The sequence below is a fragment of the Enteroscipio rubneri genome, from assembly GCF_002899715.1.
Lineage (GTDB): Bacteria > Actinomycetota > Coriobacteriia > Coriobacteriales > Eggerthellaceae > Enteroscipio > Enteroscipio rubneri.
Map to the genome: position 1 here is coordinate 197,561 of NZ_PPEK01000002.1, position 15,232 is coordinate 212,792.

11 protein-coding genes and 2 tRNA genes are annotated in these 15,232 nt (G+C 64.8%); 9 read left to right on the top strand and 4 right to left on the bottom strand.

The window, feature by feature from the left end; all coding sequences use genetic code 11:
- The first annotated feature begins 118 nt into the window (after positions 1 to 118).
- Positions 119 to 215 (top strand) — tRNA-Sec (locus C2L71_RS03655).
- 160 nt (positions 216 to 375) lie between these two features.
- Here C2L71_RS03655 and selB read toward each other — a convergent pair.
- Positions 376 to 2,310, bottom strand: a complete 1,935-nt coding sequence (gene selB, locus C2L71_RS03660; RefSeq protein ID WP_103264428.1) for a selenocysteine-specific translation elongation factor — start codon at positions 2,308 to 2,310, stop codon at positions 376 to 378.
- Between the two features lie 11 nt (positions 2,311 to 2,321).
- Positions 2,322 to 3,845 carry an L-seryl-tRNA(Sec) selenium transferase gene (selA, locus tag C2L71_RS03665; RefSeq protein WP_103264429.1) on the bottom strand — a complete coding sequence of 508 codons (1,524 nt, stop codon included), beginning with the start codon at positions 3,843 to 3,845 and terminating at the stop codon, positions 2,322 to 2,324.
- A gap of 135 nt (positions 3,846 to 3,980) precedes the next feature.
- Between selA and C2L71_RS03670 the strand changes: the two genes are divergently transcribed.
- The 6 genes from C2L71_RS03670 to C2L71_RS03695 all read left to right on the top strand — a co-directional run bounded on the left by C2L71_RS03670 (position 3,981) and on the right by C2L71_RS03695 (position 9,578).
- Positions 3,981 to 5,240: a glycosyltransferase gene (locus C2L71_RS03670; RefSeq protein WP_103264473.1), complete on the top strand. Its 1,260-nt coding sequence runs from the start codon at positions 3,981 to 3,983 to the stop codon at positions 5,238 to 5,240.
- A 159-nt stretch (positions 5,241 to 5,399) separates the two neighbouring features.
- Positions 5,400 to 6,236, top strand: a complete 837-nt coding sequence (locus tag C2L71_RS03675; protein ID WP_187143245.1) for a formate/nitrite transporter family protein — start codon at positions 5,400 to 5,402, stop codon at positions 6,234 to 6,236.
- 239 nt (positions 6,237 to 6,475) lie between these two features.
- A complete protein-coding gene (gene fdhD, locus C2L71_RS03680; protein WP_157938922.1) occupies positions 6,476 to 7,219 on the top strand; it encodes a formate dehydrogenase accessory sulfurtransferase FdhD in 744 nt (247 codons plus the stop codon).
- A gap of 308 nt (positions 7,220 to 7,527) precedes the next feature.
- Positions 7,528 to 8,157: a sulfurtransferase-like selenium metabolism protein YedF gene (yedF, locus tag C2L71_RS03685; RefSeq protein ID WP_103264475.1), complete on the top strand. Its 630-nt coding sequence runs from the start codon at positions 7,528 to 7,530 to the stop codon at positions 8,155 to 8,157.
- A 35-nt stretch (positions 8,158 to 8,192) separates the two neighbouring features.
- Positions 8,193 to 9,335, top strand: a complete 1,143-nt coding sequence (locus C2L71_RS03690) for an aminotransferase class V-fold PLP-dependent enzyme (RefSeq protein WP_103264431.1) — start codon at positions 8,193 to 8,195, stop codon at positions 9,333 to 9,335.
- Between the two features lie 3 nt (positions 9,336 to 9,338).
- Complete coding sequence (locus tag C2L71_RS03695) at positions 9,339 to 9,578, top strand: putative Se/S carrier protein (RefSeq protein WP_103264432.1); 240 nt, start codon at positions 9,339 to 9,341, stop codon at positions 9,576 to 9,578.
- A 265-nt stretch (positions 9,579 to 9,843) separates the two neighbouring features.
- Here C2L71_RS03695 and selD read toward each other — a convergent pair whose 3' ends face one another.
- Together selD and C2L71_RS03710 are read right to left on the bottom strand one after the other, a co-directional pair.
- Positions 9,844 to 10,899, bottom strand: a complete 1,056-nt coding sequence (gene selD, locus C2L71_RS03700; protein WP_103264433.1) for a selenide, water dikinase SelD — start codon at positions 10,897 to 10,899, stop codon at positions 9,844 to 9,846.
- Between the two features lie 552 nt (positions 10,900 to 11,451).
- Positions 11,452 to 11,528 (bottom strand) — tRNA-Pro (locus C2L71_RS03710).
- A 680-nt stretch (positions 11,529 to 12,208) separates the two neighbouring features.
- Between C2L71_RS03710 and C2L71_RS03715 the strand changes: the two genes are divergently transcribed.
- A complete protein-coding gene (locus C2L71_RS03715; RefSeq protein ID WP_103264435.1) occupies positions 12,209 to 13,471 on the top strand; it encodes a RidA family protein in 1,263 nt (420 codons plus the stop codon).
- 242 nt (positions 13,472 to 13,713) lie between these two features.
- Positions 13,714 to 15,180, top strand: coding sequence for an MATE family efflux transporter (locus tag C2L71_RS03720; RefSeq protein ID WP_103264436.1), 1,467 nt, complete (start codon positions 13,714 to 13,716; stop codon positions 15,178 to 15,180).
- Positions 15,181 to 15,232 lie beyond the last annotated feature (52 nt).

A 15,232-nucleotide genomic window follows, 5' to 3' on the forward strand; every position in this document is an offset into this window, starting at 1 on the left:
CGGTGACGCCCGCTGACGCAAGGCGGGCATTCCGAGTGCGGCAGCGGAAAGTCGAGGCATTTCGCCTGGGGATGCGCTATCATGAACCGGCATCGAAATCCGATGTCCTTTCCAGCACGGAGATGGATGGGCCCTGGTGGGCCCCGCGGCCTTCAAAGCCGCTGTGAGGCGCGCAGAACGTCTCGGGTGCGTTCGATTCGCATGCATCTCCGCCAGAACGAATGACGCAAGGCCGCCGCGCATACGGCGGCCTTGTTGACGCAGGATGCGGGGAAGGCGCATGCGGATGCGGGGCGCTACGATGAAGAGCGCCCAGGTGCGTGCCGCGATCTCCCGATCCGCCCGGTTCGCAGGCGGTCAAAAGCGAGGCCTTGTTCAGGCGTTCAGCACGCGCTTATCGTCGATGCGCCGGGTGAGGCCCGTCGCATCGAAATACTCCAGCAAGGGAATGGCGTATTTGCGGCTTGTGCCCATCGCGTCCTTGAGCTCGGCCGCTGCAGCCGGGGTGTCGTTCGAGAGTCTTGCGCGCACGGCTTGCTCGAACCTTTCGAGGGCGGCGACGTCCAAGTAGAAAACCTGGCCTATGCGCACGATGCGTCCCTGCTGCTCCAGGGTGTTGAGCGCGCGATAGGCGAGCGAAGGCGCCAAGCCGCTTCCGGCAACCAATTCGTCGAGCATCGGGGGCGCGCCGGCCGCCTCCTGCAGTGTCGATGCGAGCAGCTCGGTCGCTTGCTCCTCAAGGCGCTTCGCGCCGGCTCCGGCCCGGGGGTGGCTCGCCTCGCCGCCGGAGACGACCGCCACTCCCTGGGAGATGGCATCGGCCAGCAACGCATCGAAACAGGCGGGTGTGGCGCGAGGCATGCAGCGGCGTCTGAGCGCCTCCTTCGCGATGCCAGGTTGGGAGGGCTGCTCGGCATGAAATCTCAACAGCGCGTTCTCGATGGCCGTGCGGTGTCTTTGGAGCACTGCACGGGATGCCCAGCGGTCTTCCGTTCCTGTTTCGCCTTCGAGGCGTACGGCGCCTCCTGCCGCTTCGAGCGACTTGAGCTCGCGTCGGGCGGTCTTCTCATCGAGCCCCGAAGTCTGTGCGAGCTCGATCGGAGTGACGGGGAGAGAGGCGAGCGAGAAGGCAGCTTGCGCGATGGAGGCCTCGCTGCCGTTGCGCAGCGCGTCGAGCAGCGCCTCGTCCGCTGGTGGCATGGTTGATGTTCTGCGCGGATGCGCGCGCAGCACCATCCCGCCGCCCACAACGTGCATTGGCGAATAGGATCGCAGCACGAAGCGATCGCCCCAGGCTGCCGGCAATGGCTCATCGAGACGCACCTGGGCGTAGGCCGTCTCACCCTGCGCGAGGGAGGCGCGGCCATTCATGAGCAAGACGCGTCCCGTCACCTCGCGGGTTCCGTGAGCCACGTGCATGCGCGAGCCGCTTTCCAGGGGCTTGCTCCAGCCTGCCGCACCAAGGAAGGAAACGGATGCGTCGAAACGGTCGGTGACCGAGATCGAGTCCGGCGCCGCCGCGAAATCACCCGGGCGCACCTCGTCTACGCCGACTGCATGTAGGTTGAGTGCGACGCGGCGGCCCGCTTCCGCTCGCTCGACAGGTCGTCCATGCACTTGCACGCCGCGTATGCGAGCGCGCAGGCCGTGCGGGAGGATCTCGACCTCGCTGCCGACCGACGCCGTCCCGCTCCAGAGCGTGCCGGTGACCACCGTGCCCGCTCCGCGCACGGTAAACGCGCGGTCGATCGGCAGGCGCAGGGGCGCTTCGCGCTTCGTGCGCTTCGCTCCCTTTGCCGAGCGAGCGAGGGCGGATCGCAGCTCGTCAAGGCCCGAACCCGTGCGGCTTGACACGGGTACGATTTCAGCTGCGGCGAAGGGGGTCGAAGCGAGGCGCGCTCGCACTTCGTCGGCCACGAAGCCAGTCCACTCCTCGTCCACGAGATCCGCCTTCGTGAGCGCGACGACGCATGCGGTGATGCCGAGCAGTTCGAGTACGGCAACATGCTCGATGGTTTGCGGCATGACCCCGTCGTCGGCGGCGATGCAGAGGAGCGCCATGTCGATGCCTGTCGAACCCGCGATCATCTGGCGTACGAAGCGCTCGTGGCCTGGCACGTCCACGACGCCCATGATCGTTTTATCGGGAAGCTCGAGGCGCGCGAATCCCAGCTCGATGGTGATGCCGCGTTGCTTCTCTTCGGCTAGACGGTCGGGATCGGTGCCGGTGAGCGCGAGCACGAGCGAGGACTTGCCGTGGTCGATGTGGCCTGCGGTGCCCAGGATGAGCGCGGGTGCGGTGTCGGTCATGGAAGGCTCCTTCAGGAGGAAGCGGACGGGGAAGCGGTATCCTCGGAGAATGCTCGGGATGCGGGCGGCTCTTTGATCTGGGAGGCGACCCGTGCGAAGTATGCCGCCAGCGCATCGGCTATTTCGATGATCTCAGCGTCCTCGACAAGCGTGCGAACGTCAAACAAGAGCGCTTCTTTCTTGATGCGGCCGATCACCGGCACGTCGCGCTCGCGGACGAGTGCGCGCTCGCAGTCGAGCGCGTCGCCGCGCGAAAACTCGACGCGTACGGCGAACGTGTCGATGTTGCACATGGGCAGCGCGCCGCCGCCGGAGCGCGCAATCTCGGGCACCACGCAGAGGGACGCGAAGCCTTTCGGTATCCGCCCCTTGATAGCCGCGCACAGCGCCTCGGCACGGGGAAGCAGGTCTTCGACGGGCGCCGAAAGCATGGCGAGCGTGGGTATTTCAGAACGTGCGCGCTCCTCGTCCAGATAGAGCCGAAGCGTCGCCTCGAGCGCGGCAAGCGCCATCTTGTCCAAACGCAGCGCGCGGGCAAGCGGATTGCGCTTGAGGCGATCGATGTGACGCTTCGCTCCCACGATGATGCCCGCTTGCGGACCACCTAGAAGTTTGTCGCCCGAGAACGAGACGAGGTCGCAACCTGCGCGAAGGGACTCTGCTACGGTGGGCTCGGCGTACTCGCCGAAGCAATCGAGGCGGACGAGTGCGCCTGAGCCTTGATCCTCGAACACGAGCACGTCCCCGTTTCCGACGCCTCTCCGGGCGCGGCGTGCATTCTCCTCGTCGGCCAGCGCGCGCAGCTCTCGCACGCCCACGCTTTCGGTGAAACCGATGAGTCGGTAGTTGGAAGGGTGCACCTTGAGGAGCATGGCCGTCTCGGGCGTCAGGGCGCGCTCATAGTCGGCAGGATGCGTTTTGTTCGTCGTGCCGACTTCCACCATGGCGGCGTGGCTGAGCGCCATGATGTCCGGGATGCGGAAGGATCCGCCGATCTCCACGAGTTCGCCGCGGGATACGATCGCCTCGTGGCCGGAGGCGAACTCGGAGAGCACCATCATGACGGCGGCGGCGTTGTTGTTGACGGCTAGGGCCGCCTCGGCTCCCGTAAGATGGCAGATAAGCCGCTCGTAATGCGCATGACGGCTGCCGCGCGCCATTGCGTCGACGTCGTATTCGAGCGTCGAATAGCTGCGCGCCGCCTCCGTTACGGCCTTGACGGCGCTTTCGGCGAGCACGCTGCGCCCGAGATTCGTATGCACAATCACTCCCGAGGCGTTCACCACGCGCCTGAGCGAGGGCTTCTCAAGCCGCGCCGCACGTACGCAGGCTTCCGATGCGATGGCGTCCGCGTCCACGGCATAGGGGGCATCGGCCAAGATGGCCTGTCGCGCCGCATCGACCGCCTGGCGCACCGCATCCACGACGACGGGACGCGCGAGCCGTGCGAGCAGTTCTTCGATGCGCGGATCGTGCAGCAGCTCTTCGATCTGAGGGAGCGCTCGCAACCGCTCGCGCTGCGAAGATTGTGCCATAGGTGTGAGCCTTCCTGCTTTCGTTCGTGTTCGAGGAAGCGCGCTGTGCGCGACCGTATCCACCATAGCCGATTTTGCGCGCCTGCGGTCAATTCTGTCGCAAACTGGTTCGCAGCTTCGGTTACCATGGTGCCCATGAGACTCCTTCATATCACCGCCCAGAAGCCCGACAGCACCGGAAGCGGCGTTTACCTCGCCGAGCTTGCGGGGGCGTGCGCGCGCCTCGGCTGCGTCCAGGCTATCGTCGCCGGCATCGGCCCCGATGACGATCCGGTCGTCCCGGACGGTGCGGCCTTCTTTCCCGTGCGCTTCGAAACCGGAGAGCTGCCGTTTCCCGTATGCGGCATGTCCGACGAAATGCCTTATAAAGCAACGCGTTACCGAGATCTTTCGCCTGCCATGGTGGCGAGCTTCGATGCTGCGTTTGCGCGTGCCGTACGGGCCGCCGTCGACGAACTGCGACCCGATGCCGTGGTATGCCATCATCTCTACCTCGTCACCTCGCTTGTTCGCACACTGCTGCCCGATGTGCCTGTTGTCGCGGTCTGCCATTCCACCGACGTGCGCCAGATGCGCCAGCACGGGCTTGCGCGGGACCGCATTGCGCATGCGGTACGCGCTCTCGATGCAGTGTTCGCCCTCCATGAAGCCCAGAAGCGCGACATCGTAGAGGTCTATGGGGTGGACGAGGAGCGCATTCGCGTGGTGGGTACCGGCTACAATCATGCCGTGTTTCGAACCGACGACGAGGTTCACAACGATCTAGGACCTCGTTCGGCCGTGAGCGCAGGTGCTGAAGAGCTGCCCGCTCAGGCGCGCCGTGCGGCAAACCTCGTGTACGCGGGCAAGATATGGCGCAAGAAGGGGGTTTCGAGTCTCATTGCTGCCCTCGCCGAACTCTCCGTTGAACCTGACGGCCTTGTGCTGCGGCTTGCTGGCGGGCATACGAATGAGGACGAGTACCGACGCATGCTCGCCCAGGCGGAGCAAAGTCGCTATCGGATCGAGTTCCTCGGCAAACTCGCCCAGTCCGATCTCGCACAGGAGTATCGACGAGCCGATGTGTTCGTGTTGCCGTCATTTTTCGAGGGGCTTCCGCTCGTCGTCGTAGAGGCGCTCGCCTGCGGCTGCACGGCGGTCGTCACCGACCTGCCCGGCATTCGCCCTTGGATCGAGGCCCAAGCGCCCGATGCGCCCGTGATCTTCGTCGAGCCGCCGCGCATCGTCAACGCCGACGAGCCCGTGGCCGAGGATCTTCCCGCTTTTGAGCGGCGCCTCGCCAAAGCCATCGAGAGCGCTCTTCGGGTGCCGCCCAGGCGCTGCGATCTTGCGCATCTGTCGTGGGACGCCTTGGCTGCACGCGTCCTCGACGTCTGCGCAGATCTTGTCCGCTGATGTCTCGGCGGATTCCCTTCGAGGCGAAAAGCCCCTACGTTGCGGATCGCTCGCAGCTGGTCGCTTTCCGCTCTAGGCGAGCGCCGTTGAATGTGCGATGATACTGCGTTCTGGGGCATCGCGACGAGATGCGGTGTGCGACGAGGAAAGGGATATAGCATGGCTCTGACGCAAGACGAGATAAAAGCCCTCAAACCTGATGCTCTGGCGCCGGCCGAGACGACGGAGAAAGCCGAGACGCTCGGCCAGACGAAAGCGGCCATGCCCTTTGCGAAATGCTTTGTTTCCGCAATGCTCGCCGGCGCGTTCATTGCATTCGGGGCCATGTATTTCTGCGTGTTCTTGGGCGACCCGACCATGCCGTTCGCGGTGCAGCGCCTGGTTGGGGGCATATGCTTCTGTCTGGGACTCGTGCTCGTGTTGTGCTGTGGCGCCGAGCTGTTCACCGGCAACACGCTTTTGATCTGCGCGAAAGCAGCTGGGAAAATATGCTGGGCCGATACGCTCAAGAACTGGACGGTGGTATGGGTCGGCAACTTGATCGGTGCGCTCGCGGCAGTGTTCCTCGTCTTCATGGCGGGCGTCGCCGGTATGAACGGCGGGGCCGTGGGCGAGGCGATGGTGAGTGTGGCTGCGGGCAAGGTATCGCCGGACTGGGTTACGCTTTTTTTCAAGGGCATTATGTGCAATATCCTCGTTTGCCTTGCCGTGTGGATCGGGTTTTCCGCGCGTACCGTTGCCGATAAAGTGCTCGGAATCCTGCTGCCCATCTCGGCATTCGTAGCTGCCGGCTTCGAGCACTGCGTGGCGAATATGTTCTTCTTGCCGATGGGCTGCCTTTTGAACGCGCTGGGCGTGGGCGCTGTCGACGCCGTCACATTCGGCGGCATCTTCTACAACCTCTCGGCTGCCACGCTCGGCAATATCGTCGGAGGTGTCTTGGTCGGCCTTGCCTACTGGTTCATCTACCGCAGGAGCAAAGCGGCTGGAAAGTGACGACGCGGCGGCTGTGCCGGGTGCGGAGCGTCTCGATAAAACCGGCGTGGGGGTCCTGCGCGGCACCGGTTTTTGCAGATCGGCAGGTTTGAAGACGGTGGGAGCGGCTCTCGGGACACGTTTCTGGCGAAAAGAGGAAGAAGGCTGCGATGGGCGAAACGGCGGATATGCGAACTGGGACCGACGGCGGGCGTTTTTCCCGTGCAGTGGGAGGTTGCGTGCGTATAGCGGAAGATGGTGTGCAGGAACGCATCGAAACGGTGGCGTTGGAGGTGCCTTTCGCGGTAAGCATTGACGGCGCGTTCTGCGATGTGCTGTCCTGCACGCCGCGCGATCTCGAGGATCTTGCGTTCGGCTATGCCTTCGCCAAGGGCGTTGTGGAAGGCCCTGAAGACGTAGCCGGCATCGTCGTCAGCGAGCTCGGCGAGTGTTACGGCGCCGACGTGCATCTGCGCGAAGGCCTTCGTCTCAATCGCGGTGCACCGCTGGGCTCGTCGAGGGAAGCGACGCGCACCAAAGGGTCCCTCGCAGCGCTGCCGCCCTACTTTCCTGCACATATGGTGCATCTGCCCGACGGAGAACCGTTCGCCCGGCAGGCCGTGTGGAGGGCGGCTGAAGGGTTGGCTGCTCGCCAGCGCATGCATCGGGAGACGGGCGCAACGCATGCGGCCGCGTTCGTTGATCGCACCGGCGGGTTCGTCTGCATGAGGGAGGACGTTGGACGTCATAATGCGGTTGACAAGCTCGTCGGAGCGCTCTCGCGCGCAGGCGTCGACCCGAGGGACGGATTCGCCTATCTGTCGAGCCGTTGCGCGCTCGAGCTTGTTAACAAACTTGCGCGTTTCGGCGTCGCGCTGGTGGCGACCGTGTCTGCCCCGACATCGGCTGTGCTCGACTACGCCGTGGAGGCAAACGTGACGCTCGCCGCTTTTGCACGAGGCAACCGCTTTACCGTCTACACTCACCCTGAGCGTATCAGCTGAACGCTCGCGTGCCGTTCGCCGGCGGTTCCGGCAGCCGGGCGGATGCTGGCTGCAGCCTGCGGAGCGCTTCGATAGTATGACGGCACGAGGCTTGTATCGGCCGCCTTTCTGCAGGGCGCGTCGTTCTGCGAAGCAGGCCTCGTCTGGATGTGCGCGTTCCGAATGCGCGCTTTTTCGTGCGCGGCGCACGGGTTCGATTCTGCAACAGTGTTGCAATGCTTTCTGCATATGGAAAAGAATATAGAACGGGAAGGTCGGCAAGGAGATTCAGCATGACCGGTTATCGTCCCCTGTTGAAGAGTATCGACATGGAGCAGATCGACGCGCGGGGCCAGGCGTGCCCGCTGCCTGTGGTACGTGCCAAGAAGGCGCTTGCGGCTATGGGGGAGGGCGTGCTCGAGGTGCTCGTGGACAACGAGACCGCGGTGCGCAACCTCGAGGCGCTCGGCAAGACGCTCAAGGTGGAAGCGTCTGGCGAGGAGCGCGGGGCGTCGACGTTCGCGGTGACGTTCGCGAAGGACGCTCCGACGGGCGGCGGGGCTGCCGACGGCGCGGATGCCACGACGGTCGGCGCGGATCCCGTCGCCGAGGCGGCGCCGACGGGCGGCGTCGTGGCGGTGATTCCGTCCGAGTTCATGGGATCGGGCGACGACGAGCTGGGGGCGGTGCTCATGAAGGGCTTCGTGTTCGCCCTCACCCAGCTCGACGAGCTGCCGGAAACGGTGCTCATGTACAACAGCGGCGTGAAGCTGGCATGCGCCGGCTCATCGTCGCTCGACGACCTGCGTGCGCTGGCCGAGGCCGGTGTGGAGGTCATGAGCTGCGGCACGTGTCTCGCCCATTACGGGCTGGCCGAACAGCTGGAAGCGGGCGAGGCCACGAACATGTACGCGATCGTGGAGAAGCAGGCGAACGCGCGCGGCATCATCCGCCCGTAGGGTCGAAGACGCGCGAGGACAAGGACCGTGGAGCCATGATCTACTTCGATAACGCGGCCACCACTGCTGCCAAGCCGCCGGCGGTGGCCGAGACGGTGGCGCGCGCCATCAACGGGTTCGGCGGCGTGGGCCGTGGCGTGCACGAGGCGTCCCTCGACGCGGGCTTGGCCGTGTTCCATGCGCGCCAGCAGCTCGCGCGCCTGCTCGGCGCGGGCGACCCTGCGCGCGTGGCGTTCGCCAGCAACGCCACCGAGGCGCTCAACACGGCCGTCAACGGGCTCGTGCGCCCGGGCGACGCGCTCGTGACCACGGCCGCGTCGCACAACTCGGTGCTGCGCCCGCTGTACCGCGCGGTCGACGAGCGCGGATGCTCGCTGACCGTGGTGCCGCACGACGCGCGCGGGGCGCTCGACTACGACGCGTTCGACGCAGCGCTCGAGCCGAGCGTGCGCCTCGCGGTTGTCACCCACGCCTCAAACCTGACGGGTGACGTGTACGATATCGCCCGCATCGCCCGCATCTGCCGCGAGCGCGGTGCGCTGCTGCTGGTGGACGCCGCCCAGACAGCCGGCGTCGTGCCCATCGACATGGGGCGCGACGGACTCGACCTCGTGGCGTTCACGGGGCACAAGAGCCTGTACGGCCCGCAGGGCACGGGCGGCCTCGTCGTGGCGGAGGGCGTGGACGTGGAGCCGCTCAAGGTGGGCGGCTCAGGGACGCATAGCTACAACCGGCGCCATCCCGCGCGCATGCCCGAGCGGCTGGAGGCGGGCACGCTCAACGCCCACGGCATCGCCGGTCTGGGCGCGGGACTCGCCTACATCGAGGAGCGCGGCGTCGAGGAGATAGGCGCGCGAGTGCGGGCCCTGGCAGAGCGCTTCGAGCGCGGTGTGCGCGGCATCGAGGGCGTGCGGGTGCTGGGCGGGGGCGGCGACGTAGGTCGCTGCGGCATCGTGGCGCTCAACGTGGGCGAGCTGGACTCTGCGGCGGTGGGCGATGCGCTCAACGCCGAGTTCGGCATCTGCACGCGCGCCGGCGCCCACTGCGCGCCGCTCATGCACGAGGCGCTGGGCACCCAGAACCAGGGCGCGGTGCGGTTCAGCTTCAGCAGCTTCAACACAGCAGACGAGGTGGACGCCGGCATCGCCGCCGTGGCGGCCATCGCCCAGGAAGCCTGATCCGTGCGCAGGAAGACGCTGAAAGCCGTGGTGACGTTCGCTTCTGCGAGCGATGCGATGGCCGTAGAGGCTGCCGCGCGCGAGGCGGGCTTTCCGGGCAGGATGATCCCCATACCGTCCGAGATATCCGCCGGCTGCGGCCTCGCCTGGTGCGTTCCCGCCGAGGAACGCGACGCGCTGCTCGGCGCCCTCGCCAGCGGCGGATTGGCGTACGAGGAAGTGCACGAGGCGGAGCTGTACTGAGCGTCCAGACGGAGCCGAAATGGCGGAAACGCCCACGCTCCCCGCTAGGAGCGCGTGGAATTGGCGCGAGCGCATTCGGAGCACCGTGCCTCGCATGGTATCAGATCGCGGTGAGGCATGTTTCCTGCGACGCGCCCCGAGCTCGTCTCGGTGTGCGCTCATCCTGCCAGATTCAGCGGCTTTCCGACGGTTCGACTGCGCGAGGCAGCGCGGTAGACTGTGTGCCAGCTGTGATCTGACCGGGCGCTCGGCGAGCGCCCGGTCGCTACCGCATTCGGATCTTCCCGGCGCCCCCGGCGCCCACGCGCCCGATCAGCGCGGGGCGGCGCCTAGCGGCGCGCTCGAACGCCTCCGCGAACGCGTCGGCCTCCTCGCTCGCCACGGCCACGAGCAGGCCGCCCGACGTCTGCGGGTCGCACAGCACGCCCATGCGGTTCTCGAACTCCTCGTCGTCGAGCGTGCCCTGCTCCACGAAGGCGCGCGCCCACTCCACGATGCCGAACGTCTTGGCGGGGCGGCAGAAGTCGCACGAGTACCCGTAGGCGCCCTCGAACAGGGGCAGGTCGTCCCAGAAGAGTTCGGCCGAGACGCCCGAGGCGTCGAGCATCTCGTGGAGGTGGCCCGCCAGCCCGAAGCCCGTCACGTCGGTGGCGGCACGCGCGTGCACGCTCGCCATCGCCTCGGCACCCGCACGGTTGAGCTCCATCATGGAGTCGATAACGGGACGCATGCTCTCGTCGTCCTCGAACCCGGCTCGAAACGCCGAGTTCATGAGCCCCGAGCCGATGGTCTTCGTGTAGAACAGCGCGTCGCCTGGCAGCGCGCCGCCGTTTCTGACGATGCGGTCGGGATGCACGGTGCCGAACACCGACAATCCGTACTTGGGCTCGTCGTCCTCGATGGAGTGGCCGCCCACCACGAACGCGCCCGCCTCGGCCACCTTGTCGGCCCCGCCGCGCAGCACCTCGCCCACCACGTCGGTGCCGAGGCTGCAGGGGAACGCGAGGATGTTGAGTGCGGTTAGCGGCTTTGCGCCCATGGCGAACACGTCGGACAGTGCGTTCGCCGCGGCGATGGCGCCGAACTCGTAGGGATCGTCCACCACCGGCGTGAAGAAGTCGAGCGTCAGCACGGCAGCCGTCTCGTCGTTCAGCCGGTAAACGGCGGCGTCGTCGGACGTGTCGAAGCCCAGCAGCAGGTCGGCGTCGGGAGGCGGCGCGATGTCCTTCAATATTTTTTCGAGGTCGCCCGGACCCCACTTCGCCGCTCAACCGCCCTTCTCGGTGAGGTGGGTGAGGCGTATGCGCTCGGTCTCGCTCATGGCCGTTCCTTTCCGCGTTCGACTGGATTTCACGGTCCGCTTGCGCGTTCTTTTCCACGATCTGCCAGCAAGTATAGCAGCCGGCGCGCATCGGGTGCATCCCGCTGCCGTCTGTGCCAGCGTGGCATACGATGCGATAACGGCTCCTCCGTCGCATCCCTCGGAAAAGGAGTGACTTCATGATGGTAGCGGAGGTTACGTATCGAACGGTATCATCTACCATCCGTGCGGTTCGCATAAAGGTATCATGAAGTATGCGCCTGTCGGACCGGTGCCGCCGGACCCAACCGGTGCCATCGGAATCAAATCTACCAGGACCAAAAATGGAAACAGAGGAGCCATCCGAGAAGCAGGAGGGCGGGAGTGCCGAGCAAGAACCGTCCGCGACTTCGATCCCGGATACGCCCGAGATAAAGGAATGGCCGCCATGTGTTCCGAACAGTGCCGTATCGGTTGCGCCCATTTGCGGGCGATGTGCGGGTAGAATCGTGTACGGTATTTGAAAACAGAGCAGGCCACCAAGCAAATTGCCTGATGACCTGCTTGAATTGCTGGTCGGGTTGACAGGATTTGAACCTGCGACCCCTTGACCCCCAGTCAAGTGCGCTACCAAACTGCGCCACAACCCGTTGCATGCGTTCGGCGGCCTCTGCCGGCTACCCAAACAGCGTTGACTATATTAACGGTAACCGATTCCGTTTGCAAGAAGAATTTGACCATTGAAGACGGCGCTCGACGTCGCCAGCCCGCGCGCATCGCCGATCGCGCCCGCGGACTGCTTGTCTGCCGTCATGTCGGCATGCGCACTGCTGAAAGACGGATGATGATGCAGATATTAGATCCCCTCGATCGCAATTCGGCGATGAACGGGGGGCTTCTCGGCAAGCCTTGCCGGCGTCCATGCCGTCATCGCGAATCGGGGCTCAGGCTGGCGTCGTTCGAGCGCAGCCGGTTTCGGCCGTATGGAAGACGGGTTTGCCGCTGCAATTGTCGCCTTCTTGTGAACGCGCGCAGAGAGTGGAAGGCTAATCGGTGAGCGGTAGGATCGAGTATCCTGTATGAATCGCGACTCTATCATCTGTTTTTCTGCATGGCGGCCTCGAAGGGGTTTCAGAAACATCGGCGAACGGTTCGCCGTGAGCCTTTCCGCTGGTCGCTAAATGTGCGAACGATGTTTTGTGCAACTGCACAAAACGTTATACTGCAGCCTTCCCGAGAAGCGGAGGATTTCGCCGAGGCGAGCCGTCGGGGATGCTTGCGCAGGACGCGCGAGCGAAGGATGCAGGAATCCGAACGAAGGAGAACCGATATGGCAGACAACGTGGTGCTGGCAAGGAATACCGACGAGGCGCCGAAGAGCCCTCGGCATGCGCAGACTGTGGCTTTCTCTCACTACAACAACCTGTCCGCCCAGCTGCCCATCGATCCCGCCACGGGGGAGTTGGTGAAGGGCGGCATCGAGGAGCAGGCGCTGCAGTGCTTTGAGAATATCGAGGCCATCGTCACGAGCATCGGCCATGTGATGAACGATATCGTACGCGTCACGGTGTTCGTGCGCGATATCCAGGACATGGACGCGGTCGACGAGGCGTACCGGTCCTTCTTCCCGACCTACGTGCCCGCGCGTACGGTCGTTGCGGTCGACGCGCTGCCTCTGGGCGCCTTGGTGCAGATCGAGGCCCTTGTTTCGAACGGGGAGGGCACCATTCCGGACGCGCCGCAGGCGGGCGACATCCTCAAGTACGTGAACGACACGCCCGAGGCTCCGATGAGTGCCCTGTCCAGTCAAAGCGTGGCGTTCTCGCACTACAACAACGTCTCCGCCCAGCTGCCCATCGATCCCAAGAGCAGTCAGATCGTCGTCGGCGGAGTGCAGGAGCAAGCCGTCCAGTGCCTCAAGAACATCAAGGCCATCCTCGAGAGCATCGACGTTCCTTTTGATGACATCGTGAAGGTCACGGTCTTCCTCAAGAACCTCTCCGATCTTGAAGCGGTGAACGAGGTCTATACGCGTTTCTTCCCCGACTCGGGCATCGCACGCGCCGTTGGCTACCTGCCCGCGCGCACGGTGGTTGGAGTTGCCGGTCTGCCCATGCACGCGCTCGTGCAGATGGAGGCCGTGGTGTCGCATGGCGACGGCACGCCCCCGCAGCTGGTCGAAGACCGTCACGGCCTCATCATCGAGGCCGCCGACGCAGCCGACGCTCCGAAGGACGCCCTGTCCAGTCAAAGCGTGGCGTTCTCGCACTACAACAATATCTCGGCCCAGCTCGGTATCGACCCTGCAACGGGCGAGCTGGTGTCCGGTGGAGCGGTCGAGCAGGCCGAGCAGGCGTGCAAGAACATCAAGGCCATCATCGAGAGTGTGGGTCACACGATGGAAGACGCGGTCAAGGCGAACATCTACCTGCGCGACCTCGAGGACATGGACGCTTTCGAGGACGTATACGCGAAGTACTTCGTCGGAACTCCTGCACGACGGGTGGTGGGCGTTTCGTCCCTTCCGAAGGATGCTCTCGTGCAGATCGACGCCATCTTCGGCAACGCCGAAGGAACGCCGCCGATCGCGTAGTGCCTCCTGCGTTGAGAGCCGTCGCCCGCCTTGCTCTCGGGTGGCGGCTCTCGTATACTATCAAGGTTCGGGATGACCCGAATCCCGACGGCGTCCAGCTCCGATTCCTGGAATGTTCCGCCGATGGGTCTTGTTCGCCGGGACAACCCGGGAAACTCCGCGATCGCACGGCACGGCGCGCCGCTTCGATAGGGCATAGCCGTCCTCGCCCTGATCGCGCTGCGAGAACGATAGGCTCGATCATGCAAGAAGAAAGGGAGACGCTGGGCGCGCCGACCGAGGATGAGGTCCGGCGACGTTCGAATAACCACAAGATCGACCGCATGGGTGTCGAGAGCACGTTCAAGCTGCTGCTCGAGTTCTCCATTCCTGCCGTCGTCGGCGTGCTCGTGCAGATGCTCTACAACGTCATCGATGCCGTGTACGTGGGCCATGCGGTCGGTGCGGACGGTCTTGCCGCCACCACGGTGGCGAATCCTATGATGACGGCCATGGTCGCTGTCGCCATGCTGGTAGGCGTGGGCGGCAACGCGTTGGCGGCTATCAAGCTGGGCGAGCGGAAGAAAGCCGTTGCCGAGCGCGTGCTTGGCAACAGCCTCGTGCTACTGCTCGCAGCTGCAGCCGTGCTCTGGGTCGTTTCCTTTTTTGCGCTCGAGCCTGTCTTGCGTTATTCGGGTGCCGACGGGGACGTGCTTCCGCTGGCCATGGATTTCATGACGGTCATCGTCGCGGGCGCACCGTTGCAGTTCATCGCATTCGGCATGAACAACTTCATCCGCACGGCAGGTCATCCGAACCGCGCGCTCGGATCGATGCTCATCGGCACGGCGGCGAATGTGGTGTTCGGATATCTGTTCATCATCGTGCTCGAAGGCGGCATGCGCGGCGCCGGCCTTGCAACCGTGTGCTCCTGGGCGCTCTCGGCGATCTTTGTCATGCAGTTCTTTTTGAAGAAGAGTTCTCCGATGCCCTTGCGCGTGCCCTCGCTTATGCTCCAGCCGCGCGTGGCCCTGCGCATCTGCGCGCTCGGCATCGCCCCCGCCGTCATGGAGCTGGGCTTTGCCGTATCGTCGATGATCGAGAACAACCTGCTCGTGTTCTACGGTGCATCAGATCCGCTCGGTGTCGACGGTGCGCTCGCGGTTATGCGCGTGCTATCCGCCGTGGGCCTGTTCACCTTTATGCCCGCTATGGGCATCGCCATGGGAGCGCAGCCCATTATCGGCTACAACTACGGCGCGCGCCAGTTCGATCGTATGAAGCGCGTGCTATGGCAGGCCATCGTGCTGGGTATTGCCATCACGACGCCGTTATGGGTAACCGTAGTCTGTGCGCCGGACATGTATGCGCACCTGTTCGGATTGCCCCGAAGCTACCTTGCCGAAACCGCATGGGCGCTCGTCCTCTACCTCATGTTCATCCCCATCCTGCCTATTCAGACCATCGGGGCGAACTACTTCGACGCGACCGGCCAGGCGCTCAAGGCCACCGTGCTCACGTTGACGCGCCAGATACTTTTTCTTATCCCGCTCCTTGTGGTATGTCCCATGGTGCTGCCGCAGGTGCTGCCCTTGACGCCCTTGGAGAGCGTGTGGTTTGCGCCTTCCATCTCGGATATCACGTCAACGCTGATCGTCGTCGGCTTTCTTGCCGCAGAGCGCCGACGCCTCAGACGCCTCGAAAGCGAGGATGCGGAACGCGCGCGCTGAGCGTCGGACCAAGCCGTTCGCCTTCTCACGGCGCCCGTCCAAGGGCGGGAAT